Source organism: Amycolatopsis sp. NPDC114505 (assembly GCF_055633615.1).
In genome coordinates, this window is record NZ_JBVKDV010000001.1 from 3,524,718 (window position 1) to 3,539,722 (window position 15,005).

At 71.2% G+C, this 15,005-nt stretch carries 15 protein-coding genes; 6 read left to right on the forward strand and 9 right to left on the reverse strand.

What is annotated here, in order from left to right; genetic code table 11:
• Positions 1 to 5: 5 nt before the first annotated feature.
• Positions 6 to 743: a phosphatase PAP2 family protein gene (locus ACZ7OU_RS17455; protein WP_470255766.1), complete on the reverse strand. Its 738-nt coding sequence runs from the start codon at positions 741 to 743 to the stop codon at positions 6 to 8.
• A gap of 56 nt (positions 744 to 799) precedes the next feature.
• Between ACZ7OU_RS17455 and ACZ7OU_RS17460 the strand changes: the two genes are divergently transcribed.
• Positions 800 to 1,552, forward strand: coding sequence for an MBL fold metallo-hydrolase (locus ACZ7OU_RS17460; protein WP_470255767.1), 753 nt, complete (start codon positions 800 to 802; stop codon positions 1,550 to 1,552).
• Position 1,553: 1 nt separating this feature from the next.
• Here the strand turns inward: ACZ7OU_RS17460 and ACZ7OU_RS17465 are convergent, their stop codons facing one another.
• Complete coding sequence (locus ACZ7OU_RS17465) at positions 1,554 to 2,228, reverse strand: dienelactone hydrolase family protein (protein WP_470255768.1); 675 nt, start codon at positions 2,226 to 2,228, stop codon at positions 1,554 to 1,556.
• Between the two features lie 90 nt (positions 2,229 to 2,318).
• Here ACZ7OU_RS17465 and ACZ7OU_RS17470 point away from each other — a divergent pair, with 90 nt between their 5' ends.
• A complete protein-coding gene (locus tag ACZ7OU_RS17470; RefSeq protein WP_470240929.1) occupies positions 2,319 to 3,671 on the forward strand; it encodes a TrpB-like pyridoxal phosphate-dependent enzyme in 1,353 nt (450 codons plus the stop codon).
• A 19-nt stretch (positions 3,672 to 3,690) separates the two neighbouring features.
• Here ACZ7OU_RS17470 and ACZ7OU_RS17475 read toward each other — a convergent pair whose 3' ends face one another.
• Positions 3,691 to 4,965, reverse strand: a complete 1,275-nt coding sequence (locus tag ACZ7OU_RS17475) for a diguanylate cyclase (protein WP_470255769.1) — start codon at positions 4,963 to 4,965, stop codon at positions 3,691 to 3,693.
• A 208-nt stretch (positions 4,966 to 5,173) separates the two neighbouring features.
• Between ACZ7OU_RS17475 and ACZ7OU_RS17480 the strand changes: the two genes are divergently transcribed.
• A complete protein-coding gene (locus ACZ7OU_RS17480) occupies positions 5,174 to 5,431 on the forward strand; it encodes a hypothetical protein (protein ID WP_470240927.1) in 258 nt (85 codons plus the stop codon).
• A 29-nt stretch (positions 5,432 to 5,460) separates the two neighbouring features.
• On the opposite strand, the gene ACZ7OU_RS17485 is transcribed toward ACZ7OU_RS17480, so the two are convergent.
• The 3 genes from ACZ7OU_RS17485 to araD all read right to left on the reverse strand — a co-directional run bounded on the left by ACZ7OU_RS17485 (position 5,461) and on the right by araD (position 10,337).
• Positions 5,461 to 6,660: an MFS transporter gene (locus ACZ7OU_RS17485; RefSeq protein ID WP_470255770.1), complete on the reverse strand. Its 1,200-nt coding sequence runs from the start codon at positions 6,658 to 6,660 to the stop codon at positions 5,461 to 5,463.
• A 51-nt stretch (positions 6,661 to 6,711) separates the two neighbouring features.
• Positions 6,712 to 8,511, reverse strand: coding sequence for a VanW family protein (locus ACZ7OU_RS17490; protein WP_470255771.1), 1,800 nt, complete (start codon positions 8,509 to 8,511; stop codon positions 6,712 to 6,714).
• A 113-nt stretch (positions 8,512 to 8,624) separates the two neighbouring features.
• Entirely contained in the window at positions 8,625 to 10,337 is a 1,713-nt protein-coding gene (gene araD, locus ACZ7OU_RS17495; protein WP_470255772.1) for an L-arabinonate dehydratase, read from the reverse strand.
• 76 nt (positions 10,338 to 10,413) lie between these two features.
• Between araD and ACZ7OU_RS17500 the strand changes: the two genes are divergently transcribed.
• The 3 genes from ACZ7OU_RS17500 to ACZ7OU_RS17510 are packed head-to-tail and all read left to right on the forward strand — an operon-like array spanning position 10,414 to position 12,551.
• A complete protein-coding gene (locus ACZ7OU_RS17500; protein WP_470240923.1) occupies positions 10,414 to 11,067 on the forward strand; it encodes a GntR family transcriptional regulator in 654 nt (217 codons plus the stop codon).
• Positions 11,064 to 11,555: a metallophosphoesterase family protein gene (locus ACZ7OU_RS17505; RefSeq protein ID WP_470255773.1), complete on the forward strand. Its 492-nt coding sequence runs from the start codon at positions 11,064 to 11,066 to the stop codon at positions 11,553 to 11,555. Before ACZ7OU_RS17500 ends, ACZ7OU_RS17505 begins: the two co-directional genes overlap by 4 nt.
• A gap of 9 nt (positions 11,556 to 11,564) precedes the next feature.
• Positions 11,565 to 12,551 (forward strand): PHP domain-containing protein, encoded by a 987-nt coding sequence (locus tag ACZ7OU_RS17510; RefSeq protein ID WP_470255774.1) that lies wholly within the window; start codon positions 11,565 to 11,567, stop codon positions 12,549 to 12,551.
• Here ACZ7OU_RS17510 and ACZ7OU_RS17515 read toward each other — a convergent pair.
• The 3 genes from ACZ7OU_RS17515 to ACZ7OU_RS17525 form a co-directional block, all read right to left on the reverse strand.
• Positions 12,541 to 13,203, reverse strand: a complete 663-nt coding sequence (locus ACZ7OU_RS17515; protein ID WP_470255776.1) for a L,D-transpeptidase family protein — start codon at positions 13,201 to 13,203, stop codon at positions 12,541 to 12,543. The two genes, ACZ7OU_RS17510 and ACZ7OU_RS17515, sit on opposite strands and share 11 nt — an antisense overlap.
• A gap of 40 nt (positions 13,204 to 13,243) precedes the next feature.
• Complete coding sequence (locus ACZ7OU_RS17520) at positions 13,244 to 14,089, reverse strand: chitosanase (protein ID WP_470255777.1); 846 nt, start codon at positions 14,087 to 14,089, stop codon at positions 13,244 to 13,246.
• A gap of 267 nt (positions 14,090 to 14,356) precedes the next feature.
• Entirely contained in the window at positions 14,357 to 14,947 is a 591-nt protein-coding gene (locus tag ACZ7OU_RS17525) for a TetR/AcrR family transcriptional regulator (RefSeq protein ID WP_470255778.1), read from the reverse strand.
• Positions 14,948 to 15,005 lie beyond the last annotated feature (58 nt).

Here is a 15,005-nt window from a genome sequence, read left to right on the forward strand (position 1 = left end):
CAAGGTCAGCGCTGGTGGCGACTGTAGACGACCCGGGACCCCCACAGGACGCCCGCCGCGATGGAGACGCCCAGCAGCGCGATGCTGCCCACGATGTCGAGCACGTAGTGGTTCGCCGTGGCGAGCACGTCCGCCGCCATGAGCGCCGGGAACGCCCATGCCGCCAGCGCCAGGCGGGGACGCGTGCCCCGGAGCGCGGTCCACACGGCATACGCGCAACACAGCGACCAGCCCACGTGCATGCTGGGCATGGCCGTGTAGTGCGTCGGACTCGTCCAGCTCGGCTGGTCCCAGATGTCGTACCGGGCAACGATGTCGACGGCGCCCGGCAGCGCGAACCGCGGTGGCGACATCGGCACCGCCCAGTAGACCGGCAGGACGAGGGCCATCATCGCGACCATCGTCCGGCGGACCTGGCGGTAGACCTCGGCGTGCCGGACGAACACCCACAGCAGCGTCCCGGCGACCACCACGTAGTACAGCCGGTACAGGTACACCGCGAGCTGGGCGAGGACCGGGTTCCCGGCCAGCCAGCCGTTCACGCTCAGTTCGACGTCGAGGTGCACCGCGTGCTCCGCGGACTGGAGGGCCAGCGCGTTCGCGGTGGCGGCCGCGAAGTCCTTGCCCACCAGGGAGTCGAGAAACGCGAAGAGCGGAAACCAGAGCAGCAGGAAGATCAGCTCGACGAGCACCGCCGGTCGCCCGCCGACACCCCGGAACAGGGCCCCCAGCCGCGGATGCACGCGGTCACCCTAGCCGACCGCTCGCGCCGGACGTGGCCACCTGACAGAGTGGGCCGATGCTGAAGCAGGTGGCCGACGGTGTCTGGGTCCGGCAGAGCGAGTGGGTCCGGAGCAACGCCGTCGTGGTGCGCGCGGACGCCGGGGTGATCCTGGTCGACCCCGGCATCGACGGTGCCGATCTGACCGAGCTCGCCGACGACGTCGACCGGCTCGGTCTGCCGGTGGTCGCCGGGTTCTCCACCCACCTCCACTGGGACCACCTGCTCTGGCACCCCCGGTTCGGCGACGTGCCGCGCTACGCCACCGCCGCCTGCGCCGCGGCCGCCGGCGCGGTCCTGGAGCGCGCGCGGACGATGGCGGCGGAGAGCGCGACGGGCATCCCGCCGGAGCTGATCGGGCTCGTCACCCCGCTGCCCGCGGACGGGGGACCGGTGCCGGGCGAGCTCGTCGAGCACGAGGCGCACGCCATCGGCCACGCCGCGCTCCTGCTCGCCGACCGTGGCGTCCTGGTCGCCGGCGACATGCTCTCCGACCTCCTGATCCCGCTCCTCGACCCCCGCCGTCCCGGTCAGGTGGACGCGTACGCGACCGCGCTCGACCGGCTGGCCGAGGCCGCCCGGCACGTCGAGGTCGTGGTCCCCGGCCACGGTGCCGTCGCCGAGGGTCCCGAGGTGGCGGCGCGCTTCGCCGCCGATCGGGCCTACATCGACGCGTTGCGGCGCGGCGAGGAACCGGTCGACGCGCGGCTCGAGCAGGACTGGCTCGCCGGCCCCCACCAGGCGAACCTGGCCCGGCACTCGTCCGGGTGAATCACGCGGGCAGGGTCCGCCGCAGGAAGCCGGTCGTGAGGTCCCACGCCCGGGCCGCCGCGGCCGGGTGGTGGAACATCGGGGCCACGTTGTTGTGGAACGCGTGCCCCGCCTCCTCCTGCACGTGGATCTCCGCGCCCGGATGGGCCGCGACCGCGGACTCGACCACCGCCACGTCCGCGCGCGGGATGTACGGGTCCTGCCCGCCGAAGTGGAACTGGATCGGGCACGTGATCTTCGCCAGGTCCGCGACCTGCCCGGCCACCGTCGAGCCGTAGAACGACACCGCCACGTCCGGGTCGCCCGCGGCCGCCGCGGCGAAGGCCAGCGATCCGCCCAGGCAGAAGCCCAGCACTCCGACGCCGCCGGAAACCGCGGGATGGGCGCGGAGGTGGGCGATCGTCGCCAGGACGTCGGAAAGTCCCGACACCGGGTCGAAAGTGGACGCCACCTCCATCGACGCCGCCACGCCCGCCTCGTCGTGGGACGACGACCAGCCGGGAGCAGTCCGCCAGAACAGCTCCGGGACCGCCACCACGTACCCCTCGGCGGCGAGGTCCGCCGCCACCGAGCGCAGGTAGTCGTCCAGCCCGAAGATCTCCTGGACCAGCACCAGGCCGGGGCCGCGGCCCGACTCGGGCAGCCACACCGGGAGGTCCGTCAGCACGCTGTCCATCACGAGGCCCTTTCGAGGAGTCGGCGTCCACACCGTACTGGCTCCACGGCCGGTGGCGTCCTAAGTTGAAGTGCCGACCTAGGAGGCGCGATGGCTGAGCAGACCAAGTACATCCTGGACGAAGAGGATCTGCCGACCCAGTGGTACAACGTCATCCCCGACCTGCCGGAGCCGCCGCCACCGCCGCTGCACCCCGGCACCCGCGAGCCCGTCGGGCCGGACGACCTGGCTCCGCTCTTCCCGCAGGCGCTCATCGCCCAGGAAGTGACGACTGATCGCTATGTCGACATCCCGGAGGAGGTCCGGGACGTCTACCGGCTCTGGCGGCCGTCTCCGCTGTTCCGGGCGCGCCGGCTGGAGAAGGCGCTCGGCACGCCCGCGCGGATCTACTACAAGTACGAAGGCGTCAGCCCGGTCGGCTCGCACAAGCCGAACACCGCCGTCCCGCAGGCGTACTACAACGCGCAGGAGGGCGTCACCCGGCTGACCACCGAGACCGGCGCCGGCCAGTGGGGGAGCGCGCTCGCGTTCGCCTGCGCCCAGTACGGGCTGGAGTGCGAGGTCTGGCAGGTCCGCGCGTCCTACGACCAGAAGCCCTACCGCAAGCTGATGATGGAGACGTTCGGCGCGACCGTCCACCCGAGCCCGTCCGAGCTGACCGAGTCCGGCCGGGCGATCCTCAAGCAGCACCCGGACTCCACCGGCAGCCTCGGCATCGCGATCAGCGAGGCCGTCGAGCAGGCGGCGCAGGACCCGGACGCGCGGTACGCCCTGGGCAGCGTCCTCAACCACGTGCTGCTGCACCAGACGATCATCGGCGAAGAGGCGCTGAAGCAGTTCGAACTGGCCGGCGACACCCCGGACGTGCTGGTCGGCTGCACCGGCGGCGGCTCGAACTTCGGCGGGCTCGCGTTCCCGTTCCTGCGCGAGAAGCTGGCCGGCCGGATGAACCCGGTGATCCGCGCGGTCGAGCCGGCCGCGTGCCCGTCGCTGACGCGCGGCAAGTACGCCTACGACTTCGGTGACACCGCGGGGCTGACGCCGTTGCTGAAGATGCACACGCTCGGCCACGACTTCATCCCGGACCCGATCCACGCGGGCGGCCTGCGCTACCACGGGATGTCGCCGCTGATCTCGCACATCTACGAGCTCGGCCTGATCGAGGCGATCGCGATCGGGCAGCAGGAGTGTTTCGCCGCGGGCGTGCGGTTCGCGCGTTCCGAAGGGATCATCCCGGCGCCGGAGCCCACGCACGCGCTGGCGGCGTGCGTCCAGGAAGCGTTGCGGTGCAAGGAAACCGGCGAGGAGAAGGTGATCCTCACGGCGCTGTGCGGCCACGCGCACCTGGACCTGCCGGCGTACGGCGCCTACCTGGCCGGGGACATGGTGGACAACGAACTGTCCGCGGCGACGCTCGAGGACTCCCTCTCGACCCTGCCGTAGCGTCCGGCCCGCCCGGGGATCAGAGCACGTCGGGGATCTCCGGGCGGGACAGCTCGGTGCGCGTTTCCGCGAGGACCACGCGGTCGCGCCCGGCCGCCTTCGCCGCGAACACCGCGTCGTCCGCCGCCTGCAGCAGGATCGTGTACTCCGTCGCCGTTTCCGGGTACACCGCCGCGCCGATCGAGGCGGTCAGGCCGTCGATCACCTCGGGCTTGCCCGGGCGGATCACCGGGACCGCCACCTCGATCCGGGCGATCGCCGCGCGGATGCGGTCCGCGATGGACACGATCTCCGCGCTCGTCGCGCCCGGGAGCAGCACCACGAACTCGTCGCCGCCGAACCGGCCGACGTAGTCGCCACCGCGCACCGAGCCCTGGATCGCCGCCGCGATCGCGCGCAGGACCTCGTCGCCCGCCAGGTGGCCGTTGCCGTCGTCGATGGCCTTGAAGTGGTCGAGGTCGATCATCAGCACGCCCGCGGTCGACGACAGCTCCGCGGCGCGGGCCAGTTCGTTGCGCGCCAGCTGGACCCAGAACTCCGGCGCGAGCAGCGCGGTCTTGGAGTCCGTGCGCGCGGCGGCCTGGAACTGCGGCAGCAGCAGGCCGATGTGCAGCGCCACCGGCGTCACCATGAGCACCGGCAGCAGCCACGGCCGGACCGTCATCACCAGCGCGATCCCGCAGCCGACGCCGACCGCGGCCAGCACGATCAGCACGTCCGACGGGTTGCCGAACGCCTGCCGCGGCGGCTTGCCCGGGTTGCTCATCAGGATCGCGAGGATGACCAGCACGTAGTTGAGTCCGAAGTAGACGATCCCGGACAGCAGCAGCGCGGTCATCCCGCCGAACCCGTCCAGGTACGGCACGTACGGCGCCACGTGCCCGGTGCCGGCGGACAGAACGGCGCCAGCGGCGAAACAGGCGAGGATGACGGTCGCCCCGGAAAACACTTTCCGGTGAATTACGCCGCGCCGTTTGTAAACGCGGACCCAGGAATGGGCGTAGCTGACGACGATGACGAGCGTGGCCAATGGCGGCGGCAGCAGGAGCAGCCCGGCGAAGATCCAGATCGACTGCAGGTGCATGTGCGGCCGACCGTCGGCGGCGAGCTCCCGGATCCGCTCGATGCGTTGCGCCGCTTCGAGATGCACGATCTCGCCGCCCAGGATCAGGCCGCACCAGAGCAGGGACTGGGTGGTGACCGGCACGAGCGCGGTCGTGGCGAGGACCGCGACCAGTGCCAGCGCGTCGACGATGAGGACATAGCCGAACACCGGAGTGGCCAGCTTCCACATCGCCCACGTACGGATACCCGATCGTGGACGTTCTGAGCTGGGCTTTCGCCCTTGGGACCCGGACAATCCCACGAAACGCCCTTCTGCTCAGGACGAACCCTTTCGCGGAAATCGTCACTGTAATCGAATGAACGCGGTGTGTCACTAGGCTGGTCGGGCTACCGTCCGGTCACGCACTGTGCAAGATCCCAGCCGAACAGGAGAAATCATGTCGCACTTCCTGCCCAACGCCAACATCGTCCCGTCCCGCCGGCGCGCGCAGCGGCCGACCGACTGGACGCGCCAGCTCCCCACCGACTGGACCCGCGCGATCCCGACGGACTGGACCCCGCGTCAGCTCCCGACGGACTGGACCGCCCGCGAACTGCCCACCGACTGGACCGTCCGCGAGCTGCCGACCGACTGGACCCGCCCCGGCGTCTCGACACCGCTGCCGCAGTGCCCGACCGACTGGACGCGGTCCTGAACCGTGCCCGGTGACCGGCCTCCCGCCGGTCACCGGGGTTCCGGTTGCGCTCGCCGCCACAACATCGCCGCGCCGAAGGCGGCGACCACGCCGATCGCCCCGGCTCCGGCGACGACCCCGTGCGGCGCCGCGCGTTCGGCCGCGAGCCCGGCGAGCACCACGCCGAGTCCCTGCGACACCCGCAACGCCGTCAGCGCGAACCCGAACGCCTGCGCGCGCTGGGCGTCCGGGGTCAGCTGGACGAACGTCGTGTTGGCGATGAGGTTGTACGAACTGGCCATTCCGGACAGCGTCAGCAGCGCCAGCGTGGCCTCGAGGTCCGGACGCAGCGCGCAGCCCAGCAGCGCCGCGCACGCCAGCACCGCCAACGGTCCCAGCAACCGCGCACGCCGCTCGGCCGGGATCCGGGACAGCGCCGCCATCCCGAGCACGTTGCCCAGCGCGTACGCCCCCAGCAGCAGCCCGACGACCACCGCGCCGCCCCCGAGCTCCGCCGCGTACGGCGCCGCGATCGCCTCCCCCGCGATGTAGATGCCCGACACGCACCCCAGCGCGACCAGCGCGAGGCGGCGCCGGTCGCCGGCCACCACGGTGAAGCCCGCGCGCACGTGCCGCCACCAGCGGACGCCCGAGGACTCCCGCGGCGGCCGGGACCGGACGCCGGTGACCAGGAACAGTGCCGACGCCGCGAAGCTCACCGCGTCCGCCAGCAGCGCGCCGCCGGTGCCGATGGCCGCGACCAGGAGCCCGCCGAGGGCGAACCCGGCGACCTGGCCCGCCTGCACCAGCATCATCAGCAGGCCCATGCCGGGCACGAACGTCTCGCCCGGCAACACTTGCGGCAGCAGTGCCGCGCGGGCGGAGTTCCACACCGGGTTGAGCAGCTGGACGCCGACCAGCAGGCCGGCCACCGCCGGCAGGGGGAGACCCGGCCACGCCATCGCCGCCACCGCCAGCGCGCGCAGGACGTCGGCCAGGACCATCACCGTGCGCGGCGGGTGGCGGTCGGCCAGCCCGGACAGCAGCGGCCCGCCGACGAGGTCCGGCAGGAACGTCAGCGCGTACGCCAGCGCCGCCCAGCCCGGCGACTTCGTCCGGTCGTAGACCAGGATCGACAGCGCGACCCGGGCCAGCTGGTCACCGGTGACCGAGACGAGCTGGGCGGAGAACAGCGCCCGGAACTCGGCCACCGCGAGGACGTCCCGGAACCCTGCCGCGCGCGTCGCCATGGACACCCACGGTACCGCCGCGGACGCGGTGCGTGAACGGCCGTTAGGAGGTCACTGGCCTTCGCCGCAGGTGATTTTCGGCTGCGGGTTGTAGCGGACGTTGCGGGTCGAGCGGCTGACCTCGCGGCCCGAAGCGGCGTCCTTGAGCACGCGGGTGTCGCTCGTGGTGAACCCCGGCGCGCCGTTGGACGCGTGGCAGTTCTCCGCCGGGCCCGGCTTGGTCGGCGGGTCGGTCGGGTTGGAGCGGCCGCCCTGGATCGACTCGACGGTGTAGCGCTTGGTGCCCCACAGCTTCACGGTGATCGACGACGGCGTCCAGATCGTCTGGATCGCGATGCCGGTGGCCGAGTCGTTCGTGAACTTGATGTCGATGACGCTGGCGCCGTTGGGGTTCTGGAACACCGTCGCCTCGCGCGCGGCGGGGTAGCGGCTGATGTAGTAGCTGTGCTCCTTGTGCCCCGCGTCCTTCATGCCGCTGAAGTACGACGCGTTGTACAGCGTCGTCGCGAACTGCGAAATGCCGCCGCCGACCTCGCGCGCCGGGGCGCCGTTCTCGATCACGCCGGCTTCGACGTAGCCCTGCGGCTTGCCGCGCGGGCCGGTGAACCCGTTGAGGCTGAAGGTTTCCCCGGGCTTGACGATGGCGCCGTTCACCTTCTGCGCCACGACGCGGATGTTGGTGCCGGAGTCGGCCGCGAAGCCACCGGTGGTGAACTCGCCGACGACCTCCTTGACGCCCAGCTGGTTCGCCTGCTCGGTCGTGACCTTCGCCGGGCTGTCCTTGTAGATCGCGGCGACCTCGCGGCCGTCGGTCTTCTTGAGGACGTCGGGCAGCGGCTTGAGGCTCGGGTCCCAGTCGACGGTCCGGCCGTCGGTGGACGGGTCGACCGTGGGCTTGCCGCCCTCGAAGACGATGGTCGCCTCCTTGCCCTCCTTCTCGGTGGACTTCAGCTGCGGCCCGGCGGCTTCGGTGATCTTGCCGTTGTCGATCTTCGGGGTGAGGCCGCCACCTTCGGCGGGCTCGAAGCTCAGCGCCGCGGCGATCGCGTCCGGCTTCACGGTGGCGTTCTTGCCGTCGCCCTTGACCACCAGCGGGCCCGAGACGGCGGGCTTCGCGAACTGCTCCAGCGCGGCCTGGACGCCCTCGGGCGTGGTGCGGACCGGCGTGGTGGTGACGGGCAGCGCCAGGGTCTCCCCGCGCGCCCACTTCTCGACGACGGCGGCCTTCGCGGCCGCGACGTCGAGCTTCTGCCCGGGCTTCGGCGCGACGGCGACCGGGTTCGTGCCCTCGAACTTCACGGTGCCCTCGGCCGGGTCGCGGTCGACCTGACCGCGGAGGCCGTCGAGGGCGGCGGTGAGCTTCGCGTCCTCGGCGTGGCTGACGACGCCGACCTCGCGGCTGGAGAACAGCGACGCCAGGCGCGTGAACGGGTTCAGCGGCTGCTCGCCGGCTTGGTCGAGGGTCTGCGGCCAGTCGAGCTTCAGCCCGGCGACGGTCGGCGAGAGCGTGCCCTGGACATCGCCCGCGGTGACGGCGACGGGGCGCGTCAGCCGCGGCTCGATCTGCCCGCGCAGCTCCTGCTCGGCGGCCTGGCGATCCATCCCGCCGACGTCGACGCCCGCCACGGTCACGCCGCGCGGGACGCTGCCCTGGCTGACCAGCAGGTCGATGCCGTAGATCGCGACGAGCAGGCCGAGCGCCCCGCCCGCGATCAAGCCGGCCTTGCGCAGGTTGATCCGCCGGGCGAGCTTCTGAACCGGAGTGAGTGCCGGATTCGGTTCGGGCCGGACGACCGGCAGGACGTCCGTCTGCTCACCGTGTGACTCGGGCCAGCGCGGTTCGTACGGCAACTCTCCACCCCTTCAACGCGGCACCGGATCGCGCCGGTGACGGGATCAGCGTACGGGGCACCCGGACAAGCCGTACGACTCGCCCTAACGGGGGATGAACCGGTCACGGGAGGTCAACGCGCGTCGGGTTCCGGGTTGTTGCCCGCCCGCGCCAGGAAGTCGAAGTCGCAGCCTTCGTCCGCCTGCGTGATGTGTTCGCTGTAGAGCGCGCCGTAACCACGCTCGAACCGCTGCGCCGGCGCGACCCACTCCGAGCGACGCCGCGCCAGCTCCTCATCGGACACCTCGAGCCGCAGCGCCCGGGCGGGCACATCCAACGTGATCAGGTCGCCGTCGCGGACCAGGGCCAGCGGCCCGCCCACGTGGGACTCCGGTGCCACGTGCAGCACGCACGCTCCGTAGCTCGTGCCGCTCATCCGGGCGTCGGAGATCCGGACCATGTCGCGGACCCCGGCGGCGAGCAGGTGCGAAGGGATCGGCAGCATCCCGTACTCGGGCATGCCGGGGCCGCCGAGCGGGCCGGAACCGCGCAGCACCAGCACCGAGTCCGCGGTGATCGACGGGTCGTCGATCCGCTTCTTGAGGTCCGCGTAGTCCTCGAACACCACCGCCGGCCCGGTGTGCGTCAGCAGGTGCGGCTCGGCGGCGATGTGCTTGATCACCGCCCCCGACGGCGCCAGGTTGCCGTGCAGCACCGCCACTCCGCCCTCGGCGGCCAGTGGGTTCTCGCGCGGCCGGATGACGTCGTCGTTGTGCACCTTCGCCTGGGAAAGGTTCTCGCCGAGGGTGCGGCCGGTGACGGTGGGCCGTTCGAGGTGCAGCAGGTCGGTCAGCCGCGACAGCAGCCCGGGCAGGCCGCCCGCGTAGTAGAAGTCCTCCATCAGCCAGGCGCCGCCGGGACGGATGTTCGCCAGCACCGGCACGCGCCGGGCGAGCGCGTCGAAATCGGCCAGCGAGACCGGGATCCCGCTGCGCCCGGCCATCGCGATCAGGTGGATCGCGGCGTTGGTCGACCCGCCGAGCGCCAGCACTGTGGTGATCGCGTCCGCATAGGCCCGCTTGTCCAGGATCTGCCCCACGGTCAGGTCTTCCCAGACCATGTCGACGATCCGCGCGCCACTCGCCGCGGCCATCCGGTGGTGCGCGGAGTCGACGGCGGGGATCGACGCGGCCCCCGGCAGCGTCATGCCGAGCACCTCGGCGGCCGACGTCATCGTCGACGCCGTCCCCATGGTCATGCAGTGCCCCGGCGACCGCGCGAGACCGCGTTCCAGTTCGGACATCTCCGCGTCGCCGATCAGCCCGGCGCGCTTGTCGTCCCAGTACTTCCACATGTCGGTGCCGCTGCCGAGGACCTCGTCGCGCCAGTGCCCGCGCAGCATCGGCCCGGCCGGCACGAAGATCGCGGGCAGCCCGGCGCTCGCCGCGCCCATCAGCAGCGCCGGCGTCGTCTTGTCGCAGCCGCCCATCAGAACGGCGCCGTCGATCGGGTAGGACCGCAGGATCTCCTCGGTCTCCATCGCGAGGAGGTTGCGGTAGAGCATCGGGGTCGGCTTCTGGTACGTCTCCGACAGCGTGGCCACCGGGAACTCCAGCGGGAAGCCGCCGGCCTGCCAGACGCCGCGCTTGACCTGCTCGGCGCGTTCGCGCAGGTGCATGTGGCAGGGGTTGATGTCCGACCACGTGTTGAGGATGCCGATGACCGGTTTGCCGAGGTGCTCTTCCGGGTTGTAGCCCAGTTGACGGCCGCGGGCGCGGTGGCTGAAGTTGCGCAGCTCGTCGCCGCCGAACCACCGGTGGCTGCGGAGCTCCTCGGGTGCTTTCATGCGATCCAGTATGGCATCTGATATATGATCGCGGGGGCCTGGTTGAATGGGGTGCGACACGAGCGAGGAGCGCAACATGACCGGGACGTTCAGCCTGCCCGCCTCCCGGACCGAAGTGGTCCTGGAGGAGATCCGCCGCGGCATCCTGACCCGCGAGCTGGTGCCCGGTCAACCCCTCGTCGAAGCGGAGCTCGCCGCGCGGCTCGGCGTGTCGAAGACGCCGGTGCGCGAGGCGCTCAAGGTGCTCTCGAACTCGGGCCTGGTGACGTTCAGCCCGTACAAGGGCGCGTCGGTGGTCCTGGTCGACGCCGAGCTCGCGAAGTCCGTCTACGACGTCCGGATGGTCCTGGAACCGGAAGCGGTCCGGCGGACCGTCGAGCGGCGCGACTCCGCGTTGCTCGACGACGCCGCGGAGGCGCTCAAGGAGGCGTCGACGGCCATCGCCGACAAGGACCAGGCCGCGCTGAGCCTGCTCAACCGCCGCTTCCACCGCGCCCTCTACCGCGGCTGCGGCAACCCCCTGCTGGTCTCCATCCTCGACGACCTCAAGGACCGCGCGGCCCTGATCAGCGTCGTCGGCTGGGAAGCCAACCCCAGCTGGAAGAAGGAGTGGACGGAGCACAAGGCGGTGCTCGCGGCGGCCAAGAAGGGCGACGCCGACGGGGCCGCGGCGCTCCTCAAAGACCACATCGGCGGGTTCCTGGAACGGGTCCTCAAGGCCATCGGATGAGGCTGCTGCTCATCTCCGACACCCACGCCCGTCCGCTGCCGGAGCAGGTGTGGGACGAGGTGCCGGCGGCCGACGTCGTCGTGCACGCCGGCGACTGGGTCGAGACCGGCCTGCTCGACGAGCTCGAAGCCCGCAGCAAGCGGCTGATCGGCGTCTACGGCAACAACGACGGCGCGGACCTGCGCGCGCGGCTCCCGGAGATCGCGCGGGCGGACCTCGGCGGCGTGCGCCTGGCCGTGATCCACGAGACCGGCGCGAAGCAGGGCCGCGAGCAGCGGTGCGACGCGCTGTTCCCCGACACCGACGTGCTGGTGTTCGGGCACAGCCACATCCCGTGGGACACGACGACCCCGGCGGGGCTGCGGCTGCTCAACCCCGGTTCGCCGACCGATCGCCGCCGCCAGCCGTTCTGCACGTACCAGACGTGCCGCATCGAGGGCGGCACCCTGAAGGACGTCGAGCTGCACGAACTGCCCCCGAGGGGGTAGACAGGTCCCATGGATCCGGCATGGGCCTTGCGGGAGATCGCGTTCCAGCTCGAACGCGCGGGAGAACCGACCTACCGCGTCCGCGCGTTCCGGAACGCGGCCGCGACCGTCGACAAGACCGGTGCCGAGCAGCTGGCGCAAATGGCCGAAAACGGCACGCTGACGTCGTTGCCCGGCATCGGGAAGGCCACCGCCGGCGTCATCGAGGACGCGCTGGCCGGCCGCGACCCGGCGTACCGGGGCAAGATCGTCGAGAAGGAACTGCCCTCCGGCGAACCGCTGCGCTCGGCGTTGCGCGGTGACTGCCACACGCACTCCGACTGGTCGGACGGCGGCAGCTCGATCGGCGAGATGGCCGTCGCGGGGCGGGACCTGGGCCACGAGTGGATGGTGCTGACCGACCATTCGCCGCGGCTGACCGTCGCGAACGGGCTCTCGCCGGACCGGCTGCGGACGCAGATGCTGATCGTCGCCAAGGCCAACGAGCTGATGGCCCCCTTCCGGCTGCTGCAGGGCATCGAGGTCGACATCCTCGACGACGGCGCCCTCGACCAGGAGGAAGACCTGCTGGGGGAACTGGACTTCGTCGTCGCCAGCGTGCACTCGAAGCTGCGGATGCCGGCACGCGACATGACCCGGCGGATGCTGGCCGCGGTGCGCAACCCGCACGTCCGGGTGCTGGGGCACTGCACCGGACGGCTGGTCGTCGGGAAAGGGCGTCCGCAGTCGGAGTTCGACGCCGAGGCGGTGTTCACCGCGTGCCGCGAGAACGGCGTCGCGGTGGAGATCAACTCGCGCCCGGAACGGCTCGACCCGCCGATGAAGCTGCTGCGCCTGGCCGCGGAGATCGGCTGCGAGTTCGCCATCGACAGCGACGCGCACGCGCCGGGCCAGCTCGACTGGCAGGGCTACGGCTGCGAGCGCGCGATCGAGGCGGGGATCGGGCCGGAGCGGATCATCAACACCCGCACGGCGGACGAGCTGCTCACCCGCTGATCTCGATGACGGGGTGCTTCGCCGGGTCGAGCCAGCGCAGGAGCGTTTCGAGGTCGGGCTTCGGGATCGCGACGCAGCCCGCGGTCGGCTTCCCGTTGGCGACGTGGAGGAAGAACGCCGAGCCGGCGCCGGGGACCACGGGAGCGCGGTTGTAGTCGATGACGACGGCGTGGGCGTAGACCGGGCCCGCCTCGCCGAGGTTCTCCCCGGCGGCCTCGTCGAACGGGCACGTGCCGGGGGCGCACGAGAAATGCGTGTTGTAGTAAGGCGATCCGGCGTCGGAGACCCACCAGTCCGAGGTGGTGACCTCGCGGTAGGGCAGCCGGGTCCGCGCGGGCTCGCTGCCGAACGCTTCGGTGAGCGGCCACACGCCGGCGGGGGTGCGGGACGTCGCTTCGCTCGCCTGTCCGACGCCGCTCTTGCCGACGTACGCGGAAACGGGTCCGTGCGCACGGACCCAGTCGCCGCCCTCGCGTTCCCAGGCGGTGAGGACGGCCGTGGCCGCGCCGGCCGAGGCGGCGACGACGCGGACCACCTGGCCCGCGCCCCCGCTGAACGCCGTGGACGCTGTGGACGCGGCGCCGGCCGGGGTGGCGGCCCCGGTCAGCAGCGCGGCCGCGGCCAGCGTGGCACCGAGGGATCTCCTGCGCATGCGGGAGAGTTTACCGGTGCCACGCTGGCCGCGCCGGGCGTCAGTTGATGGTGTAGCTGTCCCCGTAGACCTTCCACTTCAGCGGGGTGTGCAGGTCGAAGTTGCCCGCGTTGAGGAACACCAGCTGCTCGGTGTCGACGCGGGAGGTGTCGGCGTGCGCCTCCTCCTGCTTCATGATGACCTTGCGGGCGTCGAAGAACGCCTTGAGGTAGGTCGTCTCGTTGCCGCCCTGCGCCGGCGTCTTCGCCTTCTTCATCGCGGCCTTGCGGATGCCGCCGAAGCTGTCCGAGCTGTCGCCGGGGCCGTGCATCACGATCGCGTCGTAGTAGGCGAACTGGCCGAGGTTGCTCAGGCCGTCCGACTTGCCCTGGCTCACCGCGGGGTTGAAGTACACGCGGTCGCGCTCGCTGTTCTGCGCGCTCTGGAACTCCGTGGTGGCCGCGGCCTGCTTCCACGCGCTTTCGAACGCCGAGCCGAGCCCGCTGTGCGAGTCGGTGCCGTTCACCTTCCGCAGCGCGGGAAGGTACTTGGCGAGCGGGTTGTTCGGGACGGAGTTCGTGTACGCCTCGACGAGCTCCAGCATGTCGCCGGTGCCGGAACAGAACCCGATGATGCCCGCGGTGTAGCCGCGGCCGTCACCGATGTCCTCGATGTACTTGTACTGCGCTTTCCAGTCCAGCGAGGAGTTTTCCGCGCTGGAGACCAGCTTCATCGCGATCTCCTTCTTCGCCGCGACCGAAAGGTCGCCGGTGGCGAGCACGGACGCGCTGCTCGCGGCGGGTGGCGCGGGTGTCGCCGAGGAGAGTGCGGGAGTGGTGATCACGAGGGCGGCGACGGAGGCCGCGCCGAGCGCGCCGATGAAGACCGGCCGCAACTTCTTGCTCATGGGGAAAACCCTTTCCGCGGGATCGGCCGTGGGGGAGCACGGCTTTCTGGCATGGCGGACGAAGCCCGTAATTCGGCGGCTCGCGGGAACCGTCGCCTTCGGGACATCGGGTGGTGCTGCGGCGTAGCGCCACGGTAGCGAAGGGTGAGGGGCTTCACAAGAGGCGGAAGATGTTCACGTTCCTGAACAGCGCGTTTCCGTCCTCAGTGGACACGGATTCGGCAATTAGGTAAATCCGGGAAGGGAAAACAGACTATTTCGCGGGGGTCAGCGGATCCCGGTGAAGATGCGGATGACGTCCGGCAGCACGTTCACCGGGATCGTCGGGTCGATCGCCCGCTGGACGCCGAGGCCGATGCCGAGGCTGAGCAACGCCGTCGCGGCGTCGTCGGCCGACATCGGGAGTGTGATCCCGAACCGCTCGGCGTACCCGGTGAGCAGGCCCGCGATGCTGTCGCGGATCGCCTTGTCCCGCGTGGCCAGTTCGGCGCGCACGTGCGGGTTGCGCCGGGCGTTCGTGGCGAACTCGACCTCCAGCGCGGTCCACGCCTCGTCGCCGATGCTGCGCTCGGCCCAGGTCTGGAACGCGGCGAGCAGCCCCTCGACGCCGTCGGCGCCGACCAGCGCTTCGGCGACCAGCGCGACCTGCTCGTCGTGGATCCGGTCGAGCACCGCGAGGCAGAGCTCGTCCTTGTTGCGGAAGTTCGAGTACACCGCGCCCTTCGAGTACCCGGCTTCGTCCGCGACCTTCTCCAGCGACGTCAGGGAGTAGCCGTCGCGCAGGAAGAGCAGCTTGGCGGTCTCGATCAGCTGCTCGCGGGTGCGCGCCTGGCTTTCCGCGCGGGTGAGTCGGGCCATGACCGCCACTCTAGCGAGGTCCGGAATCGGGGTACCGTGAGTATTGGAATACTGTTAG

Bases quoted from the DNA above. Each gene is read 5' to 3' on its own strand.
- ACZ7OU_RS17460 (WP_470255767.1), top strand. From the start codon at position 800: ATGCTGAAGCAGGTGGCCGACGGTGTCTGGGTCCGGCAGAGCGAGTGG.
- ACZ7OU_RS17465 (WP_470255768.1), bottom strand. From the start codon at position 2,228: ATGGACAGCGTGCTGACGGACCTCCCGGTGTGGCTGCCCGAGTCGGGC.
- ACZ7OU_RS17470 (WP_470240929.1), top strand. From the start codon at position 2,319: ATGGCTGAGCAGACCAAGTACATCCTGGACGAAGAGGATCTGCCGACC.
- ACZ7OU_RS17475 (WP_470255769.1), bottom strand. From the start codon at position 4,965: ATGTGGAAGCTGGCCACTCCGGTGTTCGGCTATGTCCTCATCGTCGAC.
- ACZ7OU_RS17480 (WP_470240927.1), top strand. From the start codon at position 5,174: ATGTCGCACTTCCTGCCCAACGCCAACATCGTCCCGTCCCGCCGGCGC.
- ACZ7OU_RS17485 (WP_470255770.1), bottom strand. From the start codon at position 6,660: ATGGCGACGCGCGCGGCAGGGTTCCGGGACGTCCTCGCGGTGGCCGAG.
- araD (WP_470255772.1), bottom strand. From the start codon at position 10,337: ATGAAAGCACCCGAGGAGCTCCGCAGCCACCGGTGGTTCGGCGGCGAC.
- ACZ7OU_RS17500 (WP_470240923.1), top strand. From the start codon at position 10,414: ATGACCGGGACGTTCAGCCTGCCCGCCTCCCGGACCGAAGTGGTCCTG.
- ACZ7OU_RS17505 (WP_470255773.1), top strand. From the start codon at position 11,064: ATGAGGCTGCTGCTCATCTCCGACACCCACGCCCGTCCGCTGCCGGAG.
- ACZ7OU_RS17510 (WP_470255774.1), top strand. From the start codon at position 11,565: ATGGATCCGGCATGGGCCTTGCGGGAGATCGCGTTCCAGCTCGAACGC.
- ACZ7OU_RS17515 (WP_470255776.1), bottom strand. From the start codon at position 13,203: ATGCGCAGGAGATCCCTCGGTGCCACGCTGGCCGCGGCCGCGCTGCTG.
- ACZ7OU_RS17520 (WP_470255777.1), bottom strand. From the start codon at position 14,089: ATGAGCAAGAAGTTGCGGCCGGTCTTCATCGGCGCGCTCGGCGCGGCC.
- ACZ7OU_RS17525 (WP_470255778.1), bottom strand. From the start codon at position 14,947: ATGGCCCGACTCACCCGCGCGGAAAGCCAGGCGCGCACCCGCGAGCAG.